This is a genomic window from Clostridium sp. AF32-7AC, from assembly GCF_003477925.1.
Taxonomy (GTDB): domain Bacteria; phylum Bacillota; class Clostridia; order Lachnospirales; family Lachnospiraceae; genus Otoolea; species Otoolea fessa.
Genome location: NZ_QUEG01000001.1, coordinates 301055 through 323038 on the forward strand (window position 1 = coordinate 301055; position 21984 = coordinate 323038).

Below are 21984 nucleotides of genomic sequence, written 5' to 3' on the forward strand. Positions count from 1 at the left end.
GGCAGGGTTAAAACACTTGTATCGATATTTTCGTCAGATATTCACTGGGAGAGGCTGTGGCTAATTCGTCGATCACAGCCTCTTTATAAGAGTATTTGCCGGTTTTAAACTTGTGTTCATCGATCCAATCAAAGAGTTTTTCGTAGGTATCTTTCGAGTCATAGTAATTTCCCATTAAGTAAGCAACTGCATAGGTTCCGGTCGGTTTTAAGTGATAGGGGTAATTTTTCGGTTTTGTTATAACTTTTGTGAAAAAATAAGCATAGGTATCCAGATGATTTTTTCGTAAATCTGCCACATCAAGCATGGCACCATAGGGATGACCGGCATTTAGAGCGTGGGCATTGCAGTAACCGATGTGGCGGCAAAGAGCCTGGATGATTTTCTGATGGTCATCTGTATGAATCGGATCGCTGAGAATCAGATATTCTTCCGGTGTCGTCTCGAGAAAAATACGACCATTTTTATTTTCTGTATGGAAGAATAATTCATCTTCTGTGTATTCTGCCTGTTTCTGATTCAGTGATTCCTGGAGTGATACCAGGGATAATTTTGTTTCAACCACTTCTTTAATTTTGCGGAGGTGTTCTTCCTCCTTCTTAATCTTTTCACGTTGTTTCAAAAGAAGTGCTTTTAATGACTCCGGATTGCGCCGGTCTAAAAAAGCACCGATTTCTTTTAAAGGCATCCCAAGTTCTTTTAAACAGGTGATGGTAAAAAACACATCAAATTGGCTTTCACTATAATACCGATAGCCTTTTTCATCAATATAGGCGGGTTTAAAGAGCCCGATTTCATCATAATGAATCAGTGTGCGCTTGTTTGTGTTGCATAATTTTGCAAAATCGCCGGTTCGTATGCACGCATTTTTGAGTTTTTGCATAAATATTCATTTCCTTCTTGACTATACCGTAACGTTATACCATATTATATATTTGTTTTTAAAAGAAAGCAACTAAATAGAACATATATAACGAAAAAGGAGCGGTAGATAGTATGCCAAAATTAAGTGACCGAGTTAATACATTTACGGATTCCGTCATCCGGCGCATGACGAGAATCAGCGATGAGTACGGGGCAATCAACCTGTCCCAGGGATTTCCGGATTTTGATCCGCCAAAGGCGATCCTGGATCGCCTGGCTGAGGTGGCCTATGAGGGACCGCACCAGTATTCCGTTACCTTTGGAGCGGAAAATTTCCGCGAAGCGCTGGCGAAAAAGCAGGGAAAAGCGATCGGAAGAGAGATCAACCCGGAGACGGAGATTGTGGTTACCTGCGGCGGAACCGAGGCGATGATGAGTGCTATGATGACCATCTGCAATCCGGGCGACAAGGTAATGGTATTTTCCCCATTTTATGAAAATTACGGGGCAGACGCGATTCTGTCCGGAGCAGAGCCGATCTATATTCCGCTGGTGCCGCCGACGTATGAGTTTGATATCAATTTGGTAGAAGAGGGCTTTAAGGCAGGGGCGAAAGCGATCATCGTCTGCAACCCGTCCAACCCGTGCGGAAAGGTATTTACCAGAGAAGAGCTGACTCAGATCGGAGAGCTGGCAGTCAAATATGATGGATTTGTTGTGACGGATGAGGTTTATGAGCACATGGTATATGCGCCGAACGAGCATGTCTGCATGGCGTCCCTTCCGGGTATGTACGAGCACACGATTACCTGTAATTCTCTTTCCAAGACTTATTCCATCACTGGCTGGAGACTGGGCTATCTGATCGGACCGGAGGAAGTGATCGAGGGAGCGAAAAAGGTACATGATTTCCTGACCGTCGGAGCAGCCGCACCGCTGCAGGAGGCTGCCGTGGTGGGGCTGGAATTTCCAGAATCCTATTACAGCGACCTGTTGGCGCTCTATACAAAGAAGAGGGAGCATTTCTTAAAAGGTCTGGATGCGATCGGTCTGAAGCACAATGTGCCGCAGGGAACGTATTTTGTCATGATCGATATCCAGGAGTTCCTGGATCTGCCGCAGTTTGCCGGATATACCGATCTGGAGTTCTGCGAGTGGATGATCAAAAATATCGGCGTGGCAGCCGTTCCGGGTTCCAGCTTTTTCCGGGAAAATGTAAACAATCTGATCCGTCTGCATTTTGCACGGGAGGAGAAGACGATCGACAAGGCACTGGCACGTTTGAAGAAATTAAAGGAGTTGCTGTAAGATGACTTATTCGGTAAATTTTGCGAATTATACAATCGGAAAAGAAGCATATAAAAATGTAAATGAAGTGTGCCGCCAATACGGTACGAAAGCGCTGCTGATCGGTGGAAAACTGGCATTGGAGGCAGGAAAGGAAAAGCTTCTGCAAGCGCTTGCAGAAGGGGAAAATCCGGTCACGATCGTGGATACAGTCCTGTTTGGAGAGGACTGTACCTATGCCGGGATGGAAAAAATTGCTGCACACGTAAAAAAATGCGGTGCGGATATGATTTTTGGCATGGGAGGCGGCAAGGCGCTGGATACAGCGAAGGGAACGGCTGAAAAATGCGCCCTTCCGGTTTTTACCTTCCCGACGATCGCGGCAACCTGCGCGGCGACGACGGCCCTCTCGGTTGTCTATAAGGAGGACGGAAATTTTGACAGTTTCTACTTCTATGAGAAACCGGCGCGCCACAGCTTTATTGACACAGAGATTATTGCCGCTGCCCCGGAGTGCTACCTGCGGGCGGGAATCGGTGATACGCTGGGAAAATACTTTGAGTGCCATTTTTCCGCGAGAGGCGACCGGCTGACGCACAGTTCGGCGCTTGGACGTGAAATCAGCAATATGTGTTATCTGCCACTGCGGGAGTATGCAGAAAGTGCGCTGGAGGAATGCCGGAAACACCAGGCGGGCGAGGCGCTGGAGCAGGCGGTTCTTGCCAATATCGTGAGCACCGGATTGGTATCGCTTCTGGTTCTGGACGATTATAACGGTGCGATTGCCCATTCGGTCTACTATGGACTGGTGCTGCTGCCGGGGTTTGAGGAGAAAAATCTTCACGGCGATGTGGTAGCCTATGGTGTGCTGGTTCAGCTGATGATAGACGGCGAAGAAGAAAAAGCACGGGAAATGAAGGGATTTCTTGAAAAGCTTGGAATCCGCACCACCTTAGCCGAGATGGGGGCGCCTTTTGAGAGAGAAGCGCTTACGGCTGTATTAAAAGAGATTGTGACCGGTCCGGATATGGAGCATATTCCGTATGAGGTGACGGAAGACATGGTTTATGACGCCTTATGTAAGGTGGAAGAATTATAGTCAATAAAGGGTGCAGCTGAACAAAATTCCGTTGCTGGGCACGCATGCGCGAACAGTTACGGATGAAAGATTCTGGGAGAAAAGCAAAACGAGAGGAGACAATATGGAAAAATCATATGTGACAGCAAAGAATCTATGTAAATTTCTGTTTGGTTCAGCATTTGGTGTTTTGATGTTCCTTGTGCCGATTCCGCAGGGAGAATCATTTACAACACTGCTTGATTTTCTGAAAAGCTGGATTAAGGGACTATTTGGTGCGAGTTTGCCCTACATCATTATGGCGATTCTGGTGGTATCGGCCGTGGTCAGTTTGTATGACTACATCGTAAAGCCGGATTGGATTCGGAAGAATCATTATCTGTCCAGAGCTTTTTCGACCACACCGCTGTATCTTGTTTCTAAGATAATTGGTGCGGTATTTGCCGTTATGGTTGTATTTAAAATCGGACCGGAGCAGGTGATTTCCGCCGATACCGGAGCAACCATGGTGGATCTGTGCGGAACGCTGTTCAGCATCGTTATCGCCTTTAGTTTTATCATGCCGTTTCTGACTGACTGCGGAATTATGGAATTTCTGGGAGTGATCGCAAGACCGGTGGTTCGCCCGCTGTTTCATGTACCGGGAAGAGCTTCCATCGACCTGATTGCATCCTGGTTTGGTGCCTCCAATGCGGCGGTTATCCTGACCAGAGAGCAGTATATGAAGGGCTTTTACACCAGGAGAGAGGCTGGATATATCATGACGAACTTCTCTCTGGTATCCATTCCGTTCTGTCTGATGGTAGCAGATACCATGGGAATTTCCAATATTTTCCCTCCATTTTACCTGTGCATCTGTGTAGTGGGAATCATCCTGGCTGTCATCATAGCTAGAATTCCACCGATCTGTACCATTCCGAATACCTATAGAGAGGCAGTTGGAAAGCAGATTGATGAGGATATTCCACAGGAAAAAGGAATGTTTGCTTATGCTCTGGAGATGAGCTGCAAGCGTGCGGATAAATTTACTGCAAAAACAGTAGTCACAAGCGGTTTTGAGGTTCTGATGGGCATGTTTTTTGACCTGATTCCCATCGTAGTATCCTGGGGAACCATTGCCCTGATTATCGCGACCTACACTCCGTTCTTCAGCTGGATTTCTTATCCGATGGGAATGTATTTGCAGGCACTGGGAGTTCCGGAAAGCTTTGCAGCAGCACCGGCAACACTGGTTGGATTCACAGATATGTTTATTCCGGCGCTTCTGTCGGTGGGACTTACCTCCGTGAAGACAAAATTTGTGGTCGGTGTCTTATCTCTGGTTCAGATTATATATCTGACAGAGGTAGGAACCATTATCATCAAAAGTGAGATTCCGCTGAATTTCTGGAAACTGCTGGTTATCTTCTTGGAGAGAACACTGGTTGCGATTCCGTTGATTGTACTTTTTGCCAATATGATTGGACTGTAAAGTGAATAAAAATCCAAGAATGCATCTACATTCTGAAATCAGAAATCAAATTAAAACATTATAATCTTCGATGCCTCGTTGGGAAGCCAACGGGGTATTTTTTACCCAATCAGGCTGTATAGGACACCTCATTTTTGATGTCTTTGGACGGTGCGGGAAGCATTACTGATTGGAATCCTTATATCTATGGTATAGCTTTTTGCAATACAAAAAGACTTTACATATGGCTATAAAAATCAACTGTATTCCAAACGGAACCTTCCCCCATTTTCTGGAACACGAAAAAGAAGAAACGCTTTCGGTCTATCTGGAGGCCGTCAAATGGGCGCTTCTGGAAGAATGAATATGTCCGAAAAAATGTTGGAATTATAATAATATTAATCGAAAAAATGTGATTTATAATAAAATAATGTCCGCAAAAATGCTGTTTAGCAATGGAAATATGCCCTGAAAAGTGTTAAGATAGAATACAGATGCTTTTGGATGTATATGTTGCGCAGGAGGTTTCTTAATGGAAAGAGAGCTGTTTACGAAACTGGAACGATGGATGAATAAAAAGAACAGAAAGCCGCTGATCATACAAGGAGCGCGCCAGGTCGGAAAAACCTGGATTATGAAGGAATTTGGAGCCAGGTTCTATGAAAATACAGTCTATATCAATTTTGATAATAATAAAGCAATGAAGGATGTATTTGACCTAGACTTTGACTTAAAGCGGATCCTTTCTGCAATCAAAATTGAGTACGGAAAGAGTTTTCAGGCTGAAAATACATTGATTATTTTTGATGAGATCCAGGAAGCACCAAAGGCGCTGGCATCTTTAAAATATTTCTATGAGAATGCACCGCAGTATTCTATCATTGCAGCTGGTTCCCTGCTCGGTGTTGCATTACATCAGGGAACATCCTTTCCTGTTGGGAAAGTTGATTTTTTAAAATTATGCCCTATGAGCTTCAATGAATTCATTTTGGCAGTTGGTGAAAAGGGGTTGCATGAAGCGTTGAGGTCCCAAGATTATGAACTGATCAATGCATATGCCGGGAAATATACGGATTTGTTAAAAAAGTATTATTATGTGGGCGGAATGCCAGAAGTAGTCCAGACATATATTGATTCCGATGATCTATTTGAGGTACGTGAGATCCAAAACAATCTTCTGCAGTACTATGAAGAGGATTTTAGCAAACATGCGCCAAAGGAAGTTGTTCCGCGCATCATGATGGTCTGGAATTCGATTCCTTCCCAATTGGCTAAGGAAAATCGTAAGTTTATGTATGGAGCACTACGAGAGGGTGCACGGGCAAAAGATTTTGAACTTGCAATTCAGTGGTTGGAAGATGCAGGGTTAATCCTGAAAAGCTATAGAGTATCAAAGCCAGATATTCCACTGATTGCATACATGGAAATGAACAGTTTTAAAATGTTCATGTTCGATGTGGGATTGTTAACAGCAAAGGCCGGACTATCAGCAAGACTTCTATTGGAGGGAAGCCGGATCTTTGAAGAATTCAAGGGGGCACTTACGGAACAGTATGTTGCACAGGAGTTACACGCTGCAGGATATCCGCTTTATTATTTTGCAACAGCACGATCAACTGGAGAGATAGATTTTATGTTGCAGGGAGATTTAGACTGCGTTCCGATTGAGGTGAAGGCAGAACAGAATCTCCGTGCCAGGAGTTTGAGGGCATTTTGCGATAAATATAAGCCGGACATGGCGATTCGTAGCAGTATGTCAAATTATAAGCAGGAAGACTGGCTGACAAATGTTCCGTTATATATGCTTGCGGAATATTTGAAAAGAACAATATATGTGGTAAGCTGATAACAATTTACCTCAAAACCAACGGGGTATTTTTTGTTCTGAATCAGACAATACAGAAGTTCGCGCTAAGCGAACTAATGAAATGGAGGTTCTGGAGTCCCTTCACGGCAATGTAGTATGTGCATTAGCTGCCGGAATCGGTGACTATGTGCGATGTACTCTCTTGGAATATAGCTATCATGATGGCCAGTTTTGGATTTTTACAGAAGGCGGCGAGAAGTTCATAGGACTTGAGAGGAATAAAAATGTCAGTCTTGCTGTCTTTGAAAAGCCCCCGGACTTTGGTGCGCTGAAAAGCGTACTGGTCATGGGAACGGCAAAGCTCATCGAGCCGATGTTATTTGAGGTTCCTGGATTTGATGAATATTCGGAAAACTTGATAAAAAGTTCGATGATAGGAGTTTGAAAAATTTCTTTCGGGAAAGAATCTGTTGCGGAAACGCGGGAAATACCGTATAATAATGCGGTCTGATCTGCACATATGCAACAGATTTGTCCGTAAAAAAATGAAAAATCAGAATTGTGCGTATTTCAGAAACAATTTTTTGCTGTAAGAGTGAAAAAAGTTATGTAAACTGTCTGCAAAAAAATACTTGACAAGAATTTGTATTTTTACGCTTATGGAGAAAAACAAAAAAAGAACTAAAAAACAGCGATGAACACATCGCAAAAAATGAGAAATGTAGGTAAAAATAATTTTATGAGAAAATTAGCATTAAGTGATGAAATCCTTCTCAAGATCTCCCAGCCGGCGCGTTATATTGGCGGCGAGGTGAATATGGTGAAGAAGGATCCGTCGAAGGTAGCAGTCCGGTTTGCCATGTGCTTTCCGGACGTGTACGAGATCGGTATGTCCCATCTGGGCATCCAGATTCTTTATGATATGTTCAACCGCCGGGATGACGTTTACTGTGAGCGTGTTTATTCCCCGTGGATGGACTTAGATCCGATCATGCGGGAGCAGAAGATCCCGCTGTTTGCTGTTGAAAGCCAGGATCCGATCAAAAAATTTGACTTCCTTGGAATTACAATCCAGTACGAAATGTGCTACACCAATATTTTACAGGTGCTGGAATTATCACAGATTCCGCTCCATGCAGAAGATCGTACCGAGGAGGATCCGATCGTCATCGGCGGCGGTCCGTGTACCTACAATCCGGAGCCGATTGCACCATTTTTCGATCTCTTCTACATGGGCGAGGGCGAGGTGGTTTATTTTGACCTGATCGACCGCTACAAGGAGATCAAGGCGCGCGGCGGCAGCCGGAAGGAATTTCTGGAGCAGGCGGCGCAGATTCCGGGTATCTATGTGCCGGGATTTTATGATGTGACGTACAAAGAGGATGGCACGATCGAGGCGATGACGCCGAACAACCCGCACGCGCCGCAGACCGTTTCCAAGCAGCTTGTCATGGATATGAGCGATACCTGGTATCCGGAGAAGCCGGTGGTTCCGTATCTGCGCGCGACGCAGGATCGTGTGGTTCTCGAGATCATGCGCGGCTGTATCCGCGGATGCCGTTTCTGCCAGGCGGGCATGGTATACCGCCCGGTGCGCGAGCGCAGCCTGGAGGAACTGAAACGTCTGGCCCGGACGATGCTAAAGAGCACCGGACATGAGGAAATTTCGCTGAGTTCGTTGAGCTCCAGTGATTACACGAAGCTGGAGGGAATCGTCAATTTCCTGATTGACGAGTTTGACGGAAAGGGCGTCAATGTGTCCCTGCCGTCACTGCGTATTGACGCATTTTCCCTCGACGTCATGAGCAAGGTGCAGGACGTGAAGAAGAGCAGCCTGACCTTTGCACCGGAGGCGGGATCCCAGCGTCTGCGTAATGTTATCAACAAGGGTCTGACCGAGGAAAATATTTTAAATGGTTCCGCCGAGGCGTTCAAGGGCGGCTGGAACCGCGTAAAGCTCTACTTCATGCTGGGACTTCCGACCGAGACAGTGGAAGATATGCAGGGTATTGCCGAGCTTTCGGAGAAGGTAGCGGAAGTGTATTATGACACGGTTCCGAAGGAGCAGCGCCACGGCAAGGTGCAGGTAACCGCCAGCACCTCGTTCTTTGTGCCGAAGCCGTTTACCCCGTTCCAGTGGGCGCCGATGTGCACGAAAGAGCAGTTCTTAGAGCGTGCAAGCATCGTCAACCACCGCATGAAGGAGATGTTAAATAAGAAGAGTCTCCGCTATAACTGGCATGAGGCGGATGTGACTGTGCTGGAAGGTGTTCTGGCGCGCGGCGACCGCAAGGTGGCAACTGTGATCGAAGAGGCGTACCGTCAGGGTGCAATCTACGATTCCTGGTCAGAGTATTTCAACAATGATATCTGGATGAAGGCGTTTGAGACCTGTGGCGTGGACATTGATTTCTATACGACGCGTGAGCGAAGCCTTGATGAAGTGTTCCCGTGGGATTTCATCGACGCGGGTGTGACGAAGGATTTCTTAAAACGAGAGTGGGCGAACGCACAGGCGGAAACGGTAACGCCGAACTGCCGGATGCGCTGTTCGGGATGTGGTGTCCGTAAGTACGGCGGCGGAGTCTGTTTCGAAGAACGGGCATGAGGAAGGAGCGGTCATGAAAATACGAATTAAATTTCAAAAACAGGGAACGGTGCGTTTTATCGGTCATCTGGACGTCATGCGTTACTTCCAGAAGGTGATGCGCCGGGCGGAAGTGGATATCCGTTATAGCGAAGGATTCAGCCCGCACCAGATCATGTCGTTTGCGTCTCCGCTCAGCGTGGGGCTTATCAGCCATGCGGAGTATGTGGATATTGATGTCAATTCCAGCGGAAATTCGACCGGGATGGTGCGCCGCTTAAATGAGGTCAGCGCCGAGGGGCTGGAGGTGCTCAGCTACCGCGAGCTTCCGGAGACGGCAAAGAATGCGATGTCGCTGGTGGCAGCTGCTGATTACACATTCTGGTTTAAAGAGGGATTTGAACCGGAGGACGGCAGCAGTGTAGAAGAATTTTTCGGGAAATTCCTGACATTCTGCAAAAACGAGACAATTCCGTTTGTGAAGCAGACGAAAAAGGGCGAGAGAACCGTGGATCTGCGTCCGCTGATCTGTGAGGCGCGAATCGCGGAGCGGAAAGAGTATGTTCCGGCGATGGTCGCAGACTGGTATCCGGATCTGGAAAATGAGACGGTTGAGGAGGAAAAACAGGCAGAAGGAATCTGTGTCTTCCTGCGCCTCTTATCGGGCAGTGCGGCAAACGGAAAGCCGGAGCAGGTATTGCAGGCATTCTATGAGAGCCTGGGGCTGACCTATCGCCCGTTTGCCATTCAGGTCGAGCGCGAGGAGCTGTATGCGGACGAGGGCGCCGAGGGCACACCGGAGTATGTGCCGCTTGAGGCGTATGGAAGCGAGATTGTGTAAATGCTTCAATGTTCATTAAGAGATGAAATGCGAAGCGCCAGCAAAATCCGGCTGCAGGTAGCGCAAAGTGTGAACGGCAGTAAAAAAGAGAGGAGACGAAGAGTTTGGATCAGTTAATAGTGACAAAATGGAAGGATCGAAGCCTGACGGCGCTCCTCTCGGACGGGCACTGCCGGTCGCTGACGCTGGAATCTGGCTATGAAAGCCTGCTGGGGAATATTTACATCGGCAAGGTAAAAAATGTGGTAAAAAACATCAACGCCGCGTTTATTGACCTCGGCGGTGGAAAAACCGGATATTTCAGCCTGGCGGAAAACCTGGTTCCGCTTTATACAGACGAGCTGAACCAGCTATGTTCATTCGGATATTCTGGAAATTCTGAGAAGAAAGTAAGTCCACGGAAACTAAAAGCTGGAGACGAGCTTCTCGTCCAGGTGTCCCGCGACGCCCTGAAAACCAAGGATCCGTCCGTGACCTGCTGTCTGAATTTTCCGGGTACCTATATGGTTCTGACGGTTGGAAAACCGCAGATCGGATTTTCGGCAAAAATCAAGGATAATGCCTGGAAAGAGAAGGTGCGGGAGGAACTTCTGACACATAAGGATGAGCGGTTTGGACTGATTGTCCGGACGAACGGGGCGTCGGCTTCCATCGAAACACTCTGTGCCGAGACGGAGAAGCTGAAACAGCAGATGGAAGAACTTTTTGCCCGGGCAGCCTGCCGCACCTGTTACAGCCTTTTAGAGCAGGGTACGCCGCCCTATATCCAGAGTCTTAGGGATGCGAAGAAAGGAACCCTTTCGGAGATCATCACAGATGTGCCGGAGTATGCGAAGAAGATTGAGGCATGGCTGGAGGAAGAGAAGGAAGAGGACAAGGAACAAAAAGAAAATCAGACCCAGGCAGATAAAAATGAAAGCATAAAACAGGCGGTTCCGAAATTGTCCCTATATACAGATGAGAACCTTCCATTAATGAAGCTGTACCGCCTGGAATCGGTGCTTAAAAGTGCATCGGATCGCCGTGTCTGGATGAAATCCGGTGGATATCTTGTGATTGAACCTACGGAAGCGTTGACAGTTATCGATGTCAATACGGGGAAATACACCGGCAAGAAGACACCGGCGGAGACCATTCTTAAGATTAATCTGGAGGCGGCGCATGAGGTGGCGCGCCAGCTTTCTCTGCGGAATCTTTCCGGTATTATTATTGTGGATTTTATCGATATGGAATCGAAAGAAGATCAGGAGACGCTGATGCGGACGCTCGGGGAAGAGCTTTCCCGTGACCCGGTCAAAACGATCCTGGTGGATATGACGCGGCTTGGGCTGGTGGAGATCACCCGCAAAAAGGTGCGCCGTCCGCTTCATGAGATTTTGTAGCGGTTGAGTCATAGAATGAAAAACACAAGGAGAAGAAAAGATGTTTGAAAAAGTATTTAAGCTATCCGAGCATCAGACGACCGTAAAGACGGAAGTCATGGCTGGAATTACGACCTTTATGACGATGGCGTACATTCTGGCAGTTAATCCGAGCATCCTCGGATCGACCGGCATGGACCCGACTGCGGTGCTTCTGGCTACGGCTCTGGCATCATTCATCGGTACTGCCTGCATGGCATTTATGGCGAACCTGCCGTTCGTTCTGTCCGCAGGCATGGGGCTCAACGCGTATATGGCGTATACGGTGTGCGCGGGCTATGGCTATAGCTGGCATGTTGCACTGCTGGCTGTATTTGCAGAAGGTCTGATCTTCATCGTGCTGTCTCTGACAAACGTGCGCGAGGCGATCTTCAATGCGATTCCGTTGACTTTAAAGCGCGGTGTGTCCGTCGGTATCGGTCTGTTCATCGCATTTATCGGTCTTCAGAATGCGGGACTTTCAGTAGACTCTTCCACACTGGTAACGATCATCAGCTTCCCGGAAAATTTCCATACCGCAGGTATCTGCGCGCTGCTGGCGCTGATCGGTCTGTTTATCATGGCGGTTTTATACACCTACCGTGTGAAGGGCGCGATTCTGTACGGCATTCTGGGAACCTGGATTCTCGGTATGCTGTGCCAGGTAACCGGCATTTACACACCGGACGTAGAGAATGGTTTCTACACCCTGTTCCCGACCCTGGGAATCACCGATTTCTCCAAACTGGGAGAGACATTTGGTAAATGCTTTACCGTTGACTTCGATGCAGCTGGAATTATCAATTTTATCGTAGTTATTTTCTCATTCCTGTTTGTAGATATTTTTGATACACTTGGTACATTAATTGGTGTAGCAACCAAGGCAGACATGCTGGATGAGGAAGGACGTCTTCCGGGTATCCGTCCGGCGCTGATGGCAGATGCGATCGCAACTTCCTTTGGTGCGGTATTAGGTACTTCCACAACGACTACCTTCGTTGAGTCTGCATCGGGTGTTGCAGTCGGAGGACGTACCGGTCTGACTGCCCTGGTATCGGCACTCCTGTTCCTGCTTTCCACCCTGTTTGCACCGATTTTTACGGCGATCCCGTCCTTTGCGACGGCTCCGGCATTAATCATGGTTGGCTTCCTGATGGTGGGAACTGTAACCGAAATTCGTTTCGATGAGGACAATATCACCGAGGCAATCCCGGCATATCTGGCAATCATCGCCATGCCGTTGTTCTACAGCATTTCCGAGGGTATTTCCATGGGAATTATCTCTTATGTGCTTTTGAATGTGGCAGCAGGAAAAGCAAAGAAGATCACTCCGCTTATGTATGTGCTGGCGGTACTCTTCGTTCTCAAATACATTTTCCTGTAACAACTTGTAATAATTTAACCCCTGAAAACTTGACGAAAACAGGTTTTCATAATAAAATAGTCTATATCAAAAAAAGTTTTTAAAATTTTTTTGATTAACGTGCAATAAAATGCGTATGCAGCGCATTAACTTATTGAACGGATGAAAATCATTCCCGCGCGGAAGAACGCGGACAGAGACGAACAAAAACAAATCAAGTTACTCGAAATTCCTTGATGCATTACACTCCGTTACGAACTGTCCAAGATTTTCTGCTGGGATCTTTTCGGTATCGGTTGACAACCAGCAACCGATATTGGGTAAAAAGCGCCGGACCTGCTTGCAGTGCCGGCGCTTTTTACTGTACAAAAAAGGGGTAATTTTTATCAGGAATATCTCATTGACATTTTGGCGGGCAGACGGTATAAAGGACAGAGGGTAACTGTTCACAGGTAGGAATTTTCTGAACGGAAAATTCCGTACGATACAGTTCTGGCAGCAGATTTTGCCGATTTGGAATGCGTAGCATCGGCAAAATCCCGTTGCTGGGCACACGTGTGTGAACAGTAACGACAGAAGAGAGAGTAGACTCTGGCGATAGAAACACGCATGGAACCAGTTCTGGGAGGAAAAGTTAAGAAAATAAAACAGCAGGGCGGGTTTCATACGGAGGTGGGATACATATGAAGATAGAAAATGATTTGGGGCGGGACGATATCCGGCGGCTGGTGCTCCGTCTGGCGATTCCTTCGATGCTGGCGCAGTTTATCAATGTGCTCTACAGCGTGGTCGATCGAATCTATATTGGAAATATCCCGGTGATCGGGGAGACGGCGCTTGCGGGCGTCGGCGTCAGCGGACCGATTGTGACGCTGATCTCCGCGTTTGCCTATCTGGTCGGTCTGGGCGGCTCGCCGCTCATGAGCATCCGTATGGGCGAGGGGCAGGATGAGAAAGCGAAAAAGATTCTGGCAAACAGCTTCTGGATGATTGTCGGGCTGTCGGCGGTTCTGACGTTGGTTCTGTTTGTATTTAAACGAGAAATTTTGACGCGGTTTGGTGCGAGTGAGGCGATTCTGCCGTATGCGGAATCGTACTTTACGATCTATCTGCTGGGAACGGTCTTTGCGCTGCTTTCGATCGGAATGAACCAGTTTATTATCTGCCAGGGATTTGCACGGATCGGAATGATTTCGGTGGCGCTCGGTGCGGTAACGAATATTGTGCTGGATCCAGTGTTTATTTTTGTGTTTGACATGGGCGTGGCGGGGGCGGCGTTTGCCACGGTTCTGTCACAGTTTGCGTCGGCGGTCTTTGTCCTTCGTTTCCTGCGAGGAAACCGCGTGCTTCTGCGGCTTGAATTTGAATGTCCGCAGGTAAAGACAGTCTGTAAGATTGCGCTGATGGGACTGTCGCCATTTTTGATCATCGCATTTGATAATGTGCTGATCATTTCGCTCAATACGGTAATTCAGATGTATGGCGGCGCGGAGGCGGACATGCTTTTGACCTGTACGACAATCGTGCAGAGCTTTATGCTGATCGTGACGATGCCGCTCGGAGGCATTACATCGGGAACGGGGGCGATCCTGGGATTCAATTTCGGCGCGGGACGCCCGGATCGGATCCGGAGCGCACAGAAGTATATCACATTGCTGGCGGTGGTGCAGTGCAGCATCATGTTCCTGTTTTCCCGGACGCTGGCGCAATATTTTGTGTATCTCTTTACGCGCAATGAGTCCTATGTGGAACTGACTGTCTGGGCGATCCGGGTCTACACGATGGGGATTATTCCGCTGGCAGTCCAGTATGAGGTCGTAGATGGATTTACCGGAATGGGTGTGCCGTCGGTGGCGATCTCGCTGTCAATGTTCCGGAAGCTGCTGTACCTGGTCAGCGTGTTCCTGATTCCGGTGTTTGCGGGAGTTGAAAATGTTTTCTATGCAGAAGTGGTATCGGATTTCGGCGGAACGACGGTGTCGGTGATCGTGTATCTTCTTTTGATTGGGCGCATTATGGGGCGCTGTGTAGAGCGCGCGAAATTGAACGGGAAAGCAGTGGAAGCAGACACTTGAAGCGGCGCTTAAAATGGCTGAAAATGTGTGTCAGATAACGTTGTCATCAATCAATAAATGAAAAAAATAATGGATTGACAAACGGATTCTCTGGATCTATAATGCAATACAGATAATGAATGACAACAAAATAACGATATCTTCAGGGCAGGGTGTAATTCCCGACCGGCGGTAAAGTCCGCGAGCGCATGGCGCATGATTTGGTGCAATTCCAAAACCGACTGTATAGTCTGGATGAAAGAAGAGAAAACGTAAATAAAAACGGCGGTGCCGGGAAGCTTCCAGATACACTCCCCCGGATGATGGATATGGCGGATATATACCGCTATGGCAAAAGAGAGAGAAAAGTCATCGAGAATGGATGTAAAAAAATATTTACGATAATTAATATCATGAAAGATATTATAAAATAGAAATTATAAGCCCTGAGATGTGAAAATAAAAGTATTTCACATTTCAGGGCTTTTTTGTTTCAATAGAAAATTGTATCATATGAAACAAAAAACGCTCCGTGAGGATGCACACTTGCGCGAAGCAGAAATATGTCGCAGGCGACCGCATTCGGTGCGAGAATGTGCCTTGGCACATTCTTTTGATAGAAAGGTGGGGAAAAAGATGGAACGAATCCATGTAAAGGTTCCCGGTGAGCAGCTACAGGATCGGGAATATATGAAGCAGGCGTTAGCACTGGCAGAAAAAGGGCACGGATGGGTCAATCCGAATCCGATGGTCGGCGCGGTGCTGGTAAAGGATGGACGCATCATCGGCGAGGGATATCATACACGATATGGACAGCTTCATGCAGAACGGGAGGCATTTAAGAATGCGGCAGAGCGAGGCGAAGAGACGGCGGGAGCAGATTTGTATGTGACGCTGGAACCCTGCTGTCACACCGGAAAACAGCCGCCGTGTACGGAAGCGGTGCTGGCATCCGGGGTGAAGCGCGTGATTGTCGGCTGCACGGATCCGAATCCGGTGGTGGCAGGGCGCGGCATCCGGCTTCTGAGGGAAAAAGGGCTGGAAGTGGTGGCCGGAGTTTTACGCGGAGAGTGTGAACGGCAGAATGAGGTGTTCTTCCATTTCATGCGGACGAAACTTCCGTTTACGGTGCTGAAATACGCGATGACACTCGACGGAAAGACAGCGACGGTGTTGGGTAAATCCCAGTGGATCACGGGCGAGGCGGCGCGGAAGCGGGTGCATGAGGACCGCGGGCGTTATATGGCGATTCTGACTGGCGTTTCGACGGTGCTGGCGGACAATCCGCAGCTGACCTGCCGGATTCCGGGAGGGAAAAATCCGATCCGGGTGATTGCAGATACGAAGCTTCGGACGCCGCTTTCATCGACCGTGGTACAGACCGCGCGGGAGACACCGACCTGGATTGTGACGGCGGTATCGGATGCCGGAAGAAAGAAAGCATATGAGGACGCCGGCTGTCGTGTTTTAAGTGTCCCGGCAAAAGAGGGAGAACTGGATTTGCAGGCGATGATGCAGCGGCTGGGCGAGGAAAAAGTGGACAGCGTGATGGTCGAGAGCGGCGGGACGCTGGCATGGTCGTTTTTAAAGGCAGGGCTTGTGAACCGGGTGCAGGCCTACATTGCACCGAAGATTTTCGGAGGGGCAGGCGCCCCGACCCCGGTGAGGGGAACCGGTGTGGATGCGCCGCCGGAGGCATTTCTTCTTAAAAAGCCGGAGGCAGTGTGGCTGGGAGAGGATCTGCTGCTGGAATATGAGGTGTCCGGTCAAGATGCATGAGGCGGTGTTAGAACGGGAAAAAATCGCTGATTTGAAAAGGAGAAAAGATGTTCACAGGAATCATAGAGGAAGTGGGAAGGATCCGTGCGATTGAGCGCCAGGCAGTCTCGGCACGGCTGACGGTTGCTGCGTCCAAGGTGCTCTCGGATGTTCATCTGGGCGACAGCATTGCGGTCAACGGTGTGTGTCTGACGGTCACGTCATTTGGGAGAGATTATTTCTGTGCGGATGTAATGCATGAGACGCTGAACCGTTCGTCCCTGGGGGCGCTGGGTGTCAAAAGCCCGGTCAATCTGGAGCGGGCGATGCTGGCGGGCGGACGGTTTGGCGGACATATCGTCTCCGGTCACATCGATGGAACTGGAACCATCCGGGATGTGCGCCGGGACGGAAATGCCGTCTGGTATACGATTCAGGTCCCAGAACCGATTCTGCGGCTGATTGTGGAAAAAGGATCGATCGCGATCGACGGAATCAGCCTGACGGTCGCACGGGTGGATCACGTATCATTTTCCGTTTCCATCATCCCGCATACACTGCAGGAGACAGCGCTTGCGTTTAAGAGGGCAGGCGATATCGTCAATCTGGAAAATGACTGCATTGGAAAGTATGTGGCGAAGCTGATGGGAGTAGAAGAAGAGGATAAGGCAGGAAAGGGCATGACAAGAGAATTTCTGCAGCGATATGGATTTTAATAGAGGAGGAGAACAATGAAGCAGTTTGATACAGTTGAAAAGGCTCTGGACGAGCTGAAACAGGGACATTTAATCCTGGTTACGGATGACGAGGATCGCGAAAACGAAGGCGATCTTATCTGCGCGGCAAGTTTTGCCACGACAGAAAATGTCAATTTCATGGCGACGCATGCGAAGGGCTTAATCTGTATGCCGATGAGCGCAGAAATCTGCCGGAAGCTGCAATTCCCACAGATGGTGATGGATAACACGGATAACCATGAGACGGCGTTTACCGTATCGATCGACCATAAAACGACGACCACCGGTATTTCTGCCGAGGAGCGCGGTATTACGGCGCGCGCGTGCGTGGATCCGGACACAAAGCCGGAGGATTTCCGCCGTCCGGGACATATGTTTCCGCTGATGGCGAAGAAAAACGGCATTCTGGAGCGCAACGGTCACACAGAGGCGACGGTAGACCTGATGCGGCTTGCAGGGCTGCCGGAATGCGGTCTGTGCTGCGAGATCATGCGCGAGGATGGAACGATGATGCGGTCGGAAGAATTATTTGCGATGGCAGAACAATGGGGTCTGGCGATGATTTCCATTAAACAGCTGCAGGAGTACCGCAAGAGACATGAAAAGCTGGTCGAGTGTGTGGCAGAGACGCGGATGCCGACGAAATACGGCGAATTCCGCGCGTATGGCTACCTGAATCTCTTAAATGGAGAACACCATGTGGCACTCGTCAAGGGCGATATCGGAGATGGGAAAGATGTACTCTGCCGCGTGCATTCGGAGTGCCTGACCGGCGATGCATTTGGTTCCCTGCGGTGTGACTGCGGACAGCAGCTTGCGTCGGCGATGACCCAGATTGAGAAAGAGGGACGAGGCGTTCTCCTTTATATGCGGCAGGAGGGACGCGGCATCGGGCTTTTAAATAAGCTGCGCGCCTACAAGCTGCAGGATGGCGGCATGGATACGCTGGATGCGAACCTGGCGCTGGGATTTAAGGGCGATCTGCGGGAATACTACATTGGGGCGCAGATTTTAAAGGATCTGGGAATCAAGACGCTGCGTCTTCTGACCAATAACCCGGATAAGGTATATCAGCTTTCGGATTTTGGCATGGAAATCAAGGAGCGCGTGCCGATTCAGATGGAGGCAACGCCGTATGATGGATTTTACCTGAAAACGAAGCAGGCGCGGATGGGACATATTTTGAATTTTAAATAGAAAAAGTGACAGGCGAAAATAGATCGTCGGAAAGGATGGTACTTATGCGTACATTTGAAGGAAACGTAGTAGCGGAAAATAATATGAGGATCGGAATTGTGGCGGCACGATTCAATGAGTTTATCACCTCGAAACTGGTTGCAGGCGCGCAGGATGCGCTGCGTCGTCACAATGTCTCGGAGGAGGATGTAGATGTTGCGTGGGTTCCAGGTGCTTTTGAGATTCCGCTGATTGCGTCGGAGATGGCGAAGTGCGGAAAGTATGATGCGGTGATCTGCGTGGGTGCAGTTATCCGTGGAAGCACAAGCCATTATGATTATGTGTGCAGCGAGGTTTCGAAAGGAATCGCACAGGTTTCTCTGGCAAGCAGCGTGCCGGTTATGTTCGGTGTGCTGACGACGGATACGATCGAGCAGGCGATCGAGAGAGCGGGAACAAAGAGCGGAAATAAGGGATTTGACTGCGCGATGGGAGCAATCGAGATGGTGAATTTGCTGCGGGAGATCCGGAAGTAAAAATAATCAGGTAATCGGGCATCGAAAAAGCCAGGACTGCGGAATGCTGCAGCCCTGGTTTTTTGTCTTAGGAAAATTCGTCCATGCGCCAGGTTTTGGTGTTACCTGTTTTTGTTTGCTATCATGTTACTCTGTTTTCAACAGCCCCTGTTCCGTATAATATTTCTCAGCTCCCGGATGCAGCGGAATAGGAAGCTGGCTGCATATATATTCCGGATCAGATAAGTTACTTAAGGAGGGGTGGGCGCTGATCAGTTCTTCACGGGATTCGTCGAGAATCTTGGTGATGGTGTAGACCAGCTGTTCGTCCATGGATGCGTCCACGCAGAGAAGGCATTTGATTCCGAAGGTTTTCAGTGTCTCGGTTTGTCCCGGATAGGTACCGGCTGGGACGGTGGCGCGGACGTAGAAGGGGCTGGCTGCAAGAATTTTTTGCAGTTCTTCGTCAGTGTACTCCAGCAGGCGGCAGGGCGTCTGGCTGGCCAGGTCGGTCAGGCTGTGGACCGGGATTCCGGCGAAGCTGTGGACGGCGTCGAGTTTACCGTTTAAGACAGAGTCCACGCTGGCGGAGAAGCTGTAGTTTTCAAGGGCAGTGTTGGCAATATTGAGCCCGGCTGCCTTGAGAGCGGTGCGGGCGGAAAGCTCCGTGGTGGATCCTTCTGGTCCGACGGCAATGTGGTGTCCGGCGAGTTCATGAACGTAGGAGATATGCTCGGATTCCGGCGCCATCCAGGTGGACAGGCTTGAATAGACGGCCCCGATCGCCCGCAGGGATTCGACCGGATGACCGGAAAATTCGTCCGTTCCCTGATAGGCGGAAAATGCCACATCGCCGCTGACCAGTCCCATATCAAATTGTCCGTTTTTGATATTTTCCACGTTCGTGTAGGAACCGTTGGAGGCGCTTAAATTGACCTTGAGCTGTTCATCATGTCCGCTTAAAACAGAGGCGATGGCACTGCCAACCGGGTACATGGTTCCGCCGCTGTCGGCAGTTCCGATGGTCAGAACGTGCAGCTCTTCGTCTGCTTCGTTGGGATGGTCGTTGACCCGCGCATCTGCGGAGGTGCTGCCGGAACAGCCGGAAAGTCCGAGCAGGAAGGTAAGAAGCATCATTGGTGCCAATTTTACCAGTTTTTTTATTTTCATAGATCTCACCTTTTCGTAGTTTATCAGTATATAGAAAAAAACGCAGCGGTTCTGTCGAATGCTGCCTTAGCGATTAAAAGAATATTAAAACTCTATAAAAGTATAACATAAAAAACAGTGATAAGACAAGACCAAGGAAGAGGAAAATATAAATGTAACTGTTCACAGGTAGGCACTTTTGGAACCGAAAGTGCCGTAAGAAAACGTGGTGGCAGCAGGAATTTGCCGTATTTAAATGCGAAGCCACGGCAAATTCCGTTACTGGGCACGTATGCGTGAACAGTAACAAAAAAGAGCGTCCGGTTTATGTGGGGGAACCGGACGCTCTTCTTTCAGGTTACATTTTCAATTGAGCTTTAGGTATGTTGTTATATAAAAGATGTCTTATATGAAGTGTTCCTATCTCGTCTCAGTGATTATTTTGTAATCAGGCTGGAGAAGATGGAAAGGAAAATCGGGTTGTAAATATCGTCGATGATAACTGCGAAGGACGGATACAGAACCCAAGCAACGGTGTGCCATCCATACTGATCCATAACGGCTTTCTCGTTTGCTACTGCGTTCGGACCTGAACCACAGCCCCATCCACAGTTACCAGCTGCCATAACAGCTGCACCGTAATCGCGGCCAAATACGTTGAAGGATACGAAGATTGCAAAGAGTGCCATCAGGATAGCCTGTGCAAGGAGGATGATACCCATCTGACCAGCTACCGGAGCCAGCTTTGTGATATCGATGGTCATCAGAACCAGTGCCAGGTAGAGTTCCAGGAACATATGCTCGATAGCGTCGATCTCCGGAACCGGGAATTCGATACCAGCTGCATCCATGATGTTTCTTGCGATAGCACCTGCGAACAGACAGCCGATGAATTTCGGCATCTCGATCATTGGGATGTTGTCTAACAGGCAGTAGATCGGCATACCAAGTGCTGCTACAAGCAGAGACAGGGCAAATGCTTTGATCATACGGGTGTTGTTAAGAACAGCTGCTGAACCTGCTTTTGCGGATTCCGGTCTGTCGTTCGGGTCAGATTTCAGACCGTGACGGGAAATCAGGAAAGCTGCAACCGGGCCACCGATTAAGGAACCCATGATGTTGCCCATAGTACCGGCTGCTACACCGACTGTGGTTGCATCCGGAGCACCCATGTTCTCGAAGATAGGACCAAATGCAGAAGCAGTACCAACACCGCCGGACATAGCTGAGGAAGAACACTGCAGAGCCAGAAGCGGATGAAGACCGATGGCGCTGCCTACCAGGTAACCAACGACATCCTGTAAGGTAATCAGGACACAGGCTGCAACTGCGATTGCGATACAAAGCTTTCCGCCTGCATGCTTTAACATCTTGTAGCTGAAGCCGAAACCTACGCACAGGAAGAATAAGTTCTGGCATAAGTCTTTCACGATTTTTGCATCAAAGGAAAAACCGATGATTCCGGAACCCTTGATGATAGATACAACAACAGAAAAGATGATACCGGAAATAACCGGAGCCGGTATTGCATATTTTCTGAGCAGGGCGCTGTGAGCGACAATCGCGCGTCCTAAGAAGATAACGATGGCTGCGAAACCAAGTGTGGTCAGATACTCGAACTGGAATGTAGCAATCGCACCGTCCGCTGCCGGTGTGTAAGTTCCAAAGTACCCCATAATGTGTTCTAACATAGAACTTCCCTCCATTCTTTTTTAAGAATTTGTTTATTTCTTTTATAAGCAGTTTATAAGATTGAAAAAGGGAAGTCAATTTATGTAATTTTAAATACAGTTTTGTAAGTATTGTAAATAAAAATGACTATAAGAAAGCGACTGCAGTATAGATACGGTTCTATGATGAATCTGTACAGCTGTAGCCGCGAAAAGGCAGGAAAAACCTGTATATTGCTGGAAAACGA

Annotated in this window: 17 protein-coding genes and 1 riboswitch; of the genes, 14 read left to right on the forward strand and 3 right to left on the reverse strand. The window is 48.6% G+C overall.

The window, feature by feature from the left end; genetic code table 11:
* Nucleotides 1-7: 7 nt before the first annotated feature.
* Nucleotides 8-883 carry a MerR family transcriptional regulator gene (locus tag DWZ45_RS01530; RefSeq protein WP_118467234.1) on the reverse strand — a complete coding sequence of 292 codons (876 nt, stop codon included), beginning with the start codon at nucleotides 881-883 and terminating at the stop codon, nucleotides 8-10.
* A 113-nt stretch (nucleotides 884-996) separates the two neighbouring features.
* Here DWZ45_RS01530 and DWZ45_RS01535 point away from each other — a divergent pair, with 113 nt between their 5' ends.
* From DWZ45_RS01535 to ribE, 14 genes are all read left to right on the forward strand, one after another.
* Entirely contained in the window at nucleotides 997-2172 is a 1176-nt protein-coding gene (locus DWZ45_RS01535) for an aminotransferase class I/II-fold pyridoxal phosphate-dependent enzyme (RefSeq protein WP_118467236.1), read from the forward strand.
* A gap of 1 nt (nucleotide 2173) precedes the next feature.
* Nucleotides 2174-3250: an iron-containing alcohol dehydrogenase family protein gene (locus tag DWZ45_RS01540; RefSeq protein ID WP_118467238.1), complete on the forward strand. Its 1077-nt coding sequence runs from the start codon at nucleotides 2174-2176 to the stop codon at nucleotides 3248-3250.
* A gap of 103 nt (nucleotides 3251-3353) precedes the next feature.
* Nucleotides 3354-4700, forward strand: coding sequence for a YjiH family protein (locus tag DWZ45_RS01545; RefSeq protein WP_147353088.1), 1347 nt, complete (start codon nucleotides 3354-3356; stop codon nucleotides 4698-4700).
* Between the two features lie 511 nt (nucleotides 4701-5211).
* Complete coding sequence (locus DWZ45_RS01550; protein WP_118467242.1) at nucleotides 5212-6525, forward strand: ATP-binding protein; 1314 nt, start codon at nucleotides 5212-5214, stop codon at nucleotides 6523-6525.
* Nucleotides 6526-6607: 82 nt separating this feature from the next.
* A complete protein-coding gene (locus tag DWZ45_RS01555; protein ID WP_118467244.1) occupies nucleotides 6608-6931 on the forward strand; it encodes a pyridoxamine 5'-phosphate oxidase family protein in 324 nt (107 codons plus the stop codon).
* 294 nt (nucleotides 6932-7225) lie between these two features.
* Nucleotides 7226-9094 carry a TIGR03960 family B12-binding radical SAM protein gene (locus tag DWZ45_RS01560; protein WP_118467761.1) on the forward strand — a complete coding sequence of 623 codons (1869 nt, stop codon included), beginning with the start codon at nucleotides 7226-7228 and terminating at the stop codon, nucleotides 9092-9094.
* Between the two features lie 13 nt (nucleotides 9095-9107).
* Nucleotides 9108-9914 (forward strand): TIGR03936 family radical SAM-associated protein, encoded by an 807-nt coding sequence (locus DWZ45_RS01565; protein ID WP_118467246.1) that lies wholly within the window; start codon nucleotides 9108-9110, stop codon nucleotides 9912-9914.
* A gap of 104 nt (nucleotides 9915-10018) precedes the next feature.
* The gene (locus tag DWZ45_RS01570; RefSeq protein ID WP_118467248.1) at nucleotides 10019-11296 is read left to right on the forward strand and encodes a ribonuclease E/G; all 1278 of its coding nucleotides are present in this window, start codon (nucleotides 10019-10021) and stop codon (nucleotides 11294-11296) included.
* 40 nt (nucleotides 11297-11336) lie between these two features.
* On the forward strand, nucleotides 11337-12698 hold the full coding sequence (locus tag DWZ45_RS01575) for an NCS2 family permease (RefSeq protein ID WP_118467250.1): 1362 nt from the start codon (nucleotides 11337-11339) through the stop codon (nucleotides 12696-12698).
* A gap of 662 nt (nucleotides 12699-13360) precedes the next feature.
* A complete protein-coding gene (locus tag DWZ45_RS01580) occupies nucleotides 13361-14752 on the forward strand; it encodes an MATE family efflux transporter (RefSeq protein ID WP_118467252.1) in 1392 nt (463 codons plus the stop codon).
* Nucleotides 14753-14886: 134 nt separating this feature from the next.
* Nucleotides 14887-15002: riboswitch (FMN riboswitch) on the forward strand.
* Nucleotides 15003-15367: 365 nt separating this feature from the next.
* Nucleotides 15368-16510, forward strand: coding sequence for a bifunctional diaminohydroxyphosphoribosylaminopyrimidine deaminase/5-amino-6-(5-phosphoribosylamino)uracil reductase RibD (ribD, locus tag DWZ45_RS01585; RefSeq protein WP_118467254.1), 1143 nt, complete (start codon nucleotides 15368-15370; stop codon nucleotides 16508-16510).
* A gap of 47 nt (nucleotides 16511-16557) precedes the next feature.
* Nucleotides 16558-17205, forward strand: a complete 648-nt coding sequence (locus DWZ45_RS01590; RefSeq protein WP_118467255.1) for a riboflavin synthase — start codon at nucleotides 16558-16560, stop codon at nucleotides 17203-17205.
* A 15-nt stretch (nucleotides 17206-17220) separates the two neighbouring features.
* Complete coding sequence (locus DWZ45_RS01595) at nucleotides 17221-18423, forward strand: bifunctional 3,4-dihydroxy-2-butanone-4-phosphate synthase/GTP cyclohydrolase II (RefSeq protein ID WP_107001076.1); 1203 nt, start codon at nucleotides 17221-17223, stop codon at nucleotides 18421-18423.
* Nucleotides 18424-18467: 44 nt separating this feature from the next.
* On the forward strand, nucleotides 18468-18938 hold the full coding sequence (ribE, locus tag DWZ45_RS01600) for a 6,7-dimethyl-8-ribityllumazine synthase (RefSeq protein WP_022359479.1): 471 nt from the start codon (nucleotides 18468-18470) through the stop codon (nucleotides 18936-18938).
* A 126-nt stretch (nucleotides 18939-19064) separates the two neighbouring features.
* On the opposite strand, the gene DWZ45_RS01605 is transcribed toward ribE, so the two are convergent.
* Complete coding sequence (locus DWZ45_RS01605; protein WP_117795945.1) at nucleotides 19065-20087, reverse strand: TAXI family TRAP transporter solute-binding subunit; 1023 nt, start codon at nucleotides 20085-20087, stop codon at nucleotides 19065-19067.
* A 416-nt stretch (nucleotides 20088-20503) separates the two neighbouring features.
* A complete protein-coding gene (locus DWZ45_RS01610) occupies nucleotides 20504-21757 on the reverse strand; it encodes a sodium/glutamate symporter (RefSeq protein WP_107001073.1) in 1254 nt (417 codons plus the stop codon).
* Between the last annotated feature and the right edge of the window lie 227 nt (nucleotides 21758-21984).

Excerpts from the sequence above, each read along its gene's own strand:
- DWZ45_RS01605 (WP_117795945.1), bottom strand. The coding sequence starts at position 20,087 with ATGAAAATAAAAAAACTGGTAAAATTGGCACCAATGATGCTTCTTACC.
- DWZ45_RS01560 (WP_118467761.1), top strand. The coding sequence starts at position 7,226 with ATGAGAAAATTAGCATTAAGTGATGAAATCCTTCTCAAGATCTCCCAG.
- DWZ45_RS01545 (WP_147353088.1), top strand. The coding sequence starts at position 3,354 with ATGGAAAAATCATATGTGACAGCAAAGAATCTATGTAAATTTCTGTTT.
- DWZ45_RS01610 (WP_107001073.1), bottom strand. The coding sequence starts at position 21,757 with ATGTTAGAACACATTATGGGGTACTTTGGAACTTACACACCGGCAGCG.
- DWZ45_RS01555 (WP_118467244.1), top strand. The coding sequence starts at position 6,608 with ATGGAGGTTCTGGAGTCCCTTCACGGCAATGTAGTATGTGCATTAGCT.
- DWZ45_RS01565 (WP_118467246.1), top strand. The coding sequence starts at position 9,108 with ATGAAAATACGAATTAAATTTCAAAAACAGGGAACGGTGCGTTTTATC.
- DWZ45_RS01550 (WP_118467242.1), top strand. The coding sequence starts at position 5,212 with ATGGAAAGAGAGCTGTTTACGAAACTGGAACGATGGATGAATAAAAAG.
- DWZ45_RS01580 (WP_118467252.1), top strand. The coding sequence starts at position 13,361 with ATGAAGATAGAAAATGATTTGGGGCGGGACGATATCCGGCGGCTGGTG.
- DWZ45_RS01535 (WP_118467236.1), top strand. The coding sequence starts at position 997 with ATGCCAAAATTAAGTGACCGAGTTAATACATTTACGGATTCCGTCATC.
- DWZ45_RS01575 (WP_118467250.1), top strand. The coding sequence starts at position 11,337 with ATGTTTGAAAAAGTATTTAAGCTATCCGAGCATCAGACGACCGTAAAG.
- ribD (WP_118467254.1), top strand. The coding sequence starts at position 15,368 with ATGGAACGAATCCATGTAAAGGTTCCCGGTGAGCAGCTACAGGATCGG.
- DWZ45_RS01590 (WP_118467255.1), top strand. The coding sequence starts at position 16,558 with ATGTTCACAGGAATCATAGAGGAAGTGGGAAGGATCCGTGCGATTGAG.
- DWZ45_RS01530 (WP_118467234.1), bottom strand. The coding sequence starts at position 883 with ATGCAAAAACTCAAAAATGCGTGCATACGAACCGGCGATTTTGCAAAA.
- DWZ45_RS01540 (WP_118467238.1), top strand. The coding sequence starts at position 2,174 with ATGACTTATTCGGTAAATTTTGCGAATTATACAATCGGAAAAGAAGCA.
- ribE (WP_022359479.1), top strand. The coding sequence starts at position 18,468 with ATGCGTACATTTGAAGGAAACGTAGTAGCGGAAAATAATATGAGGATC.
- DWZ45_RS01595 (WP_107001076.1), top strand. The coding sequence starts at position 17,221 with ATGAAGCAGTTTGATACAGTTGAAAAGGCTCTGGACGAGCTGAAACAG.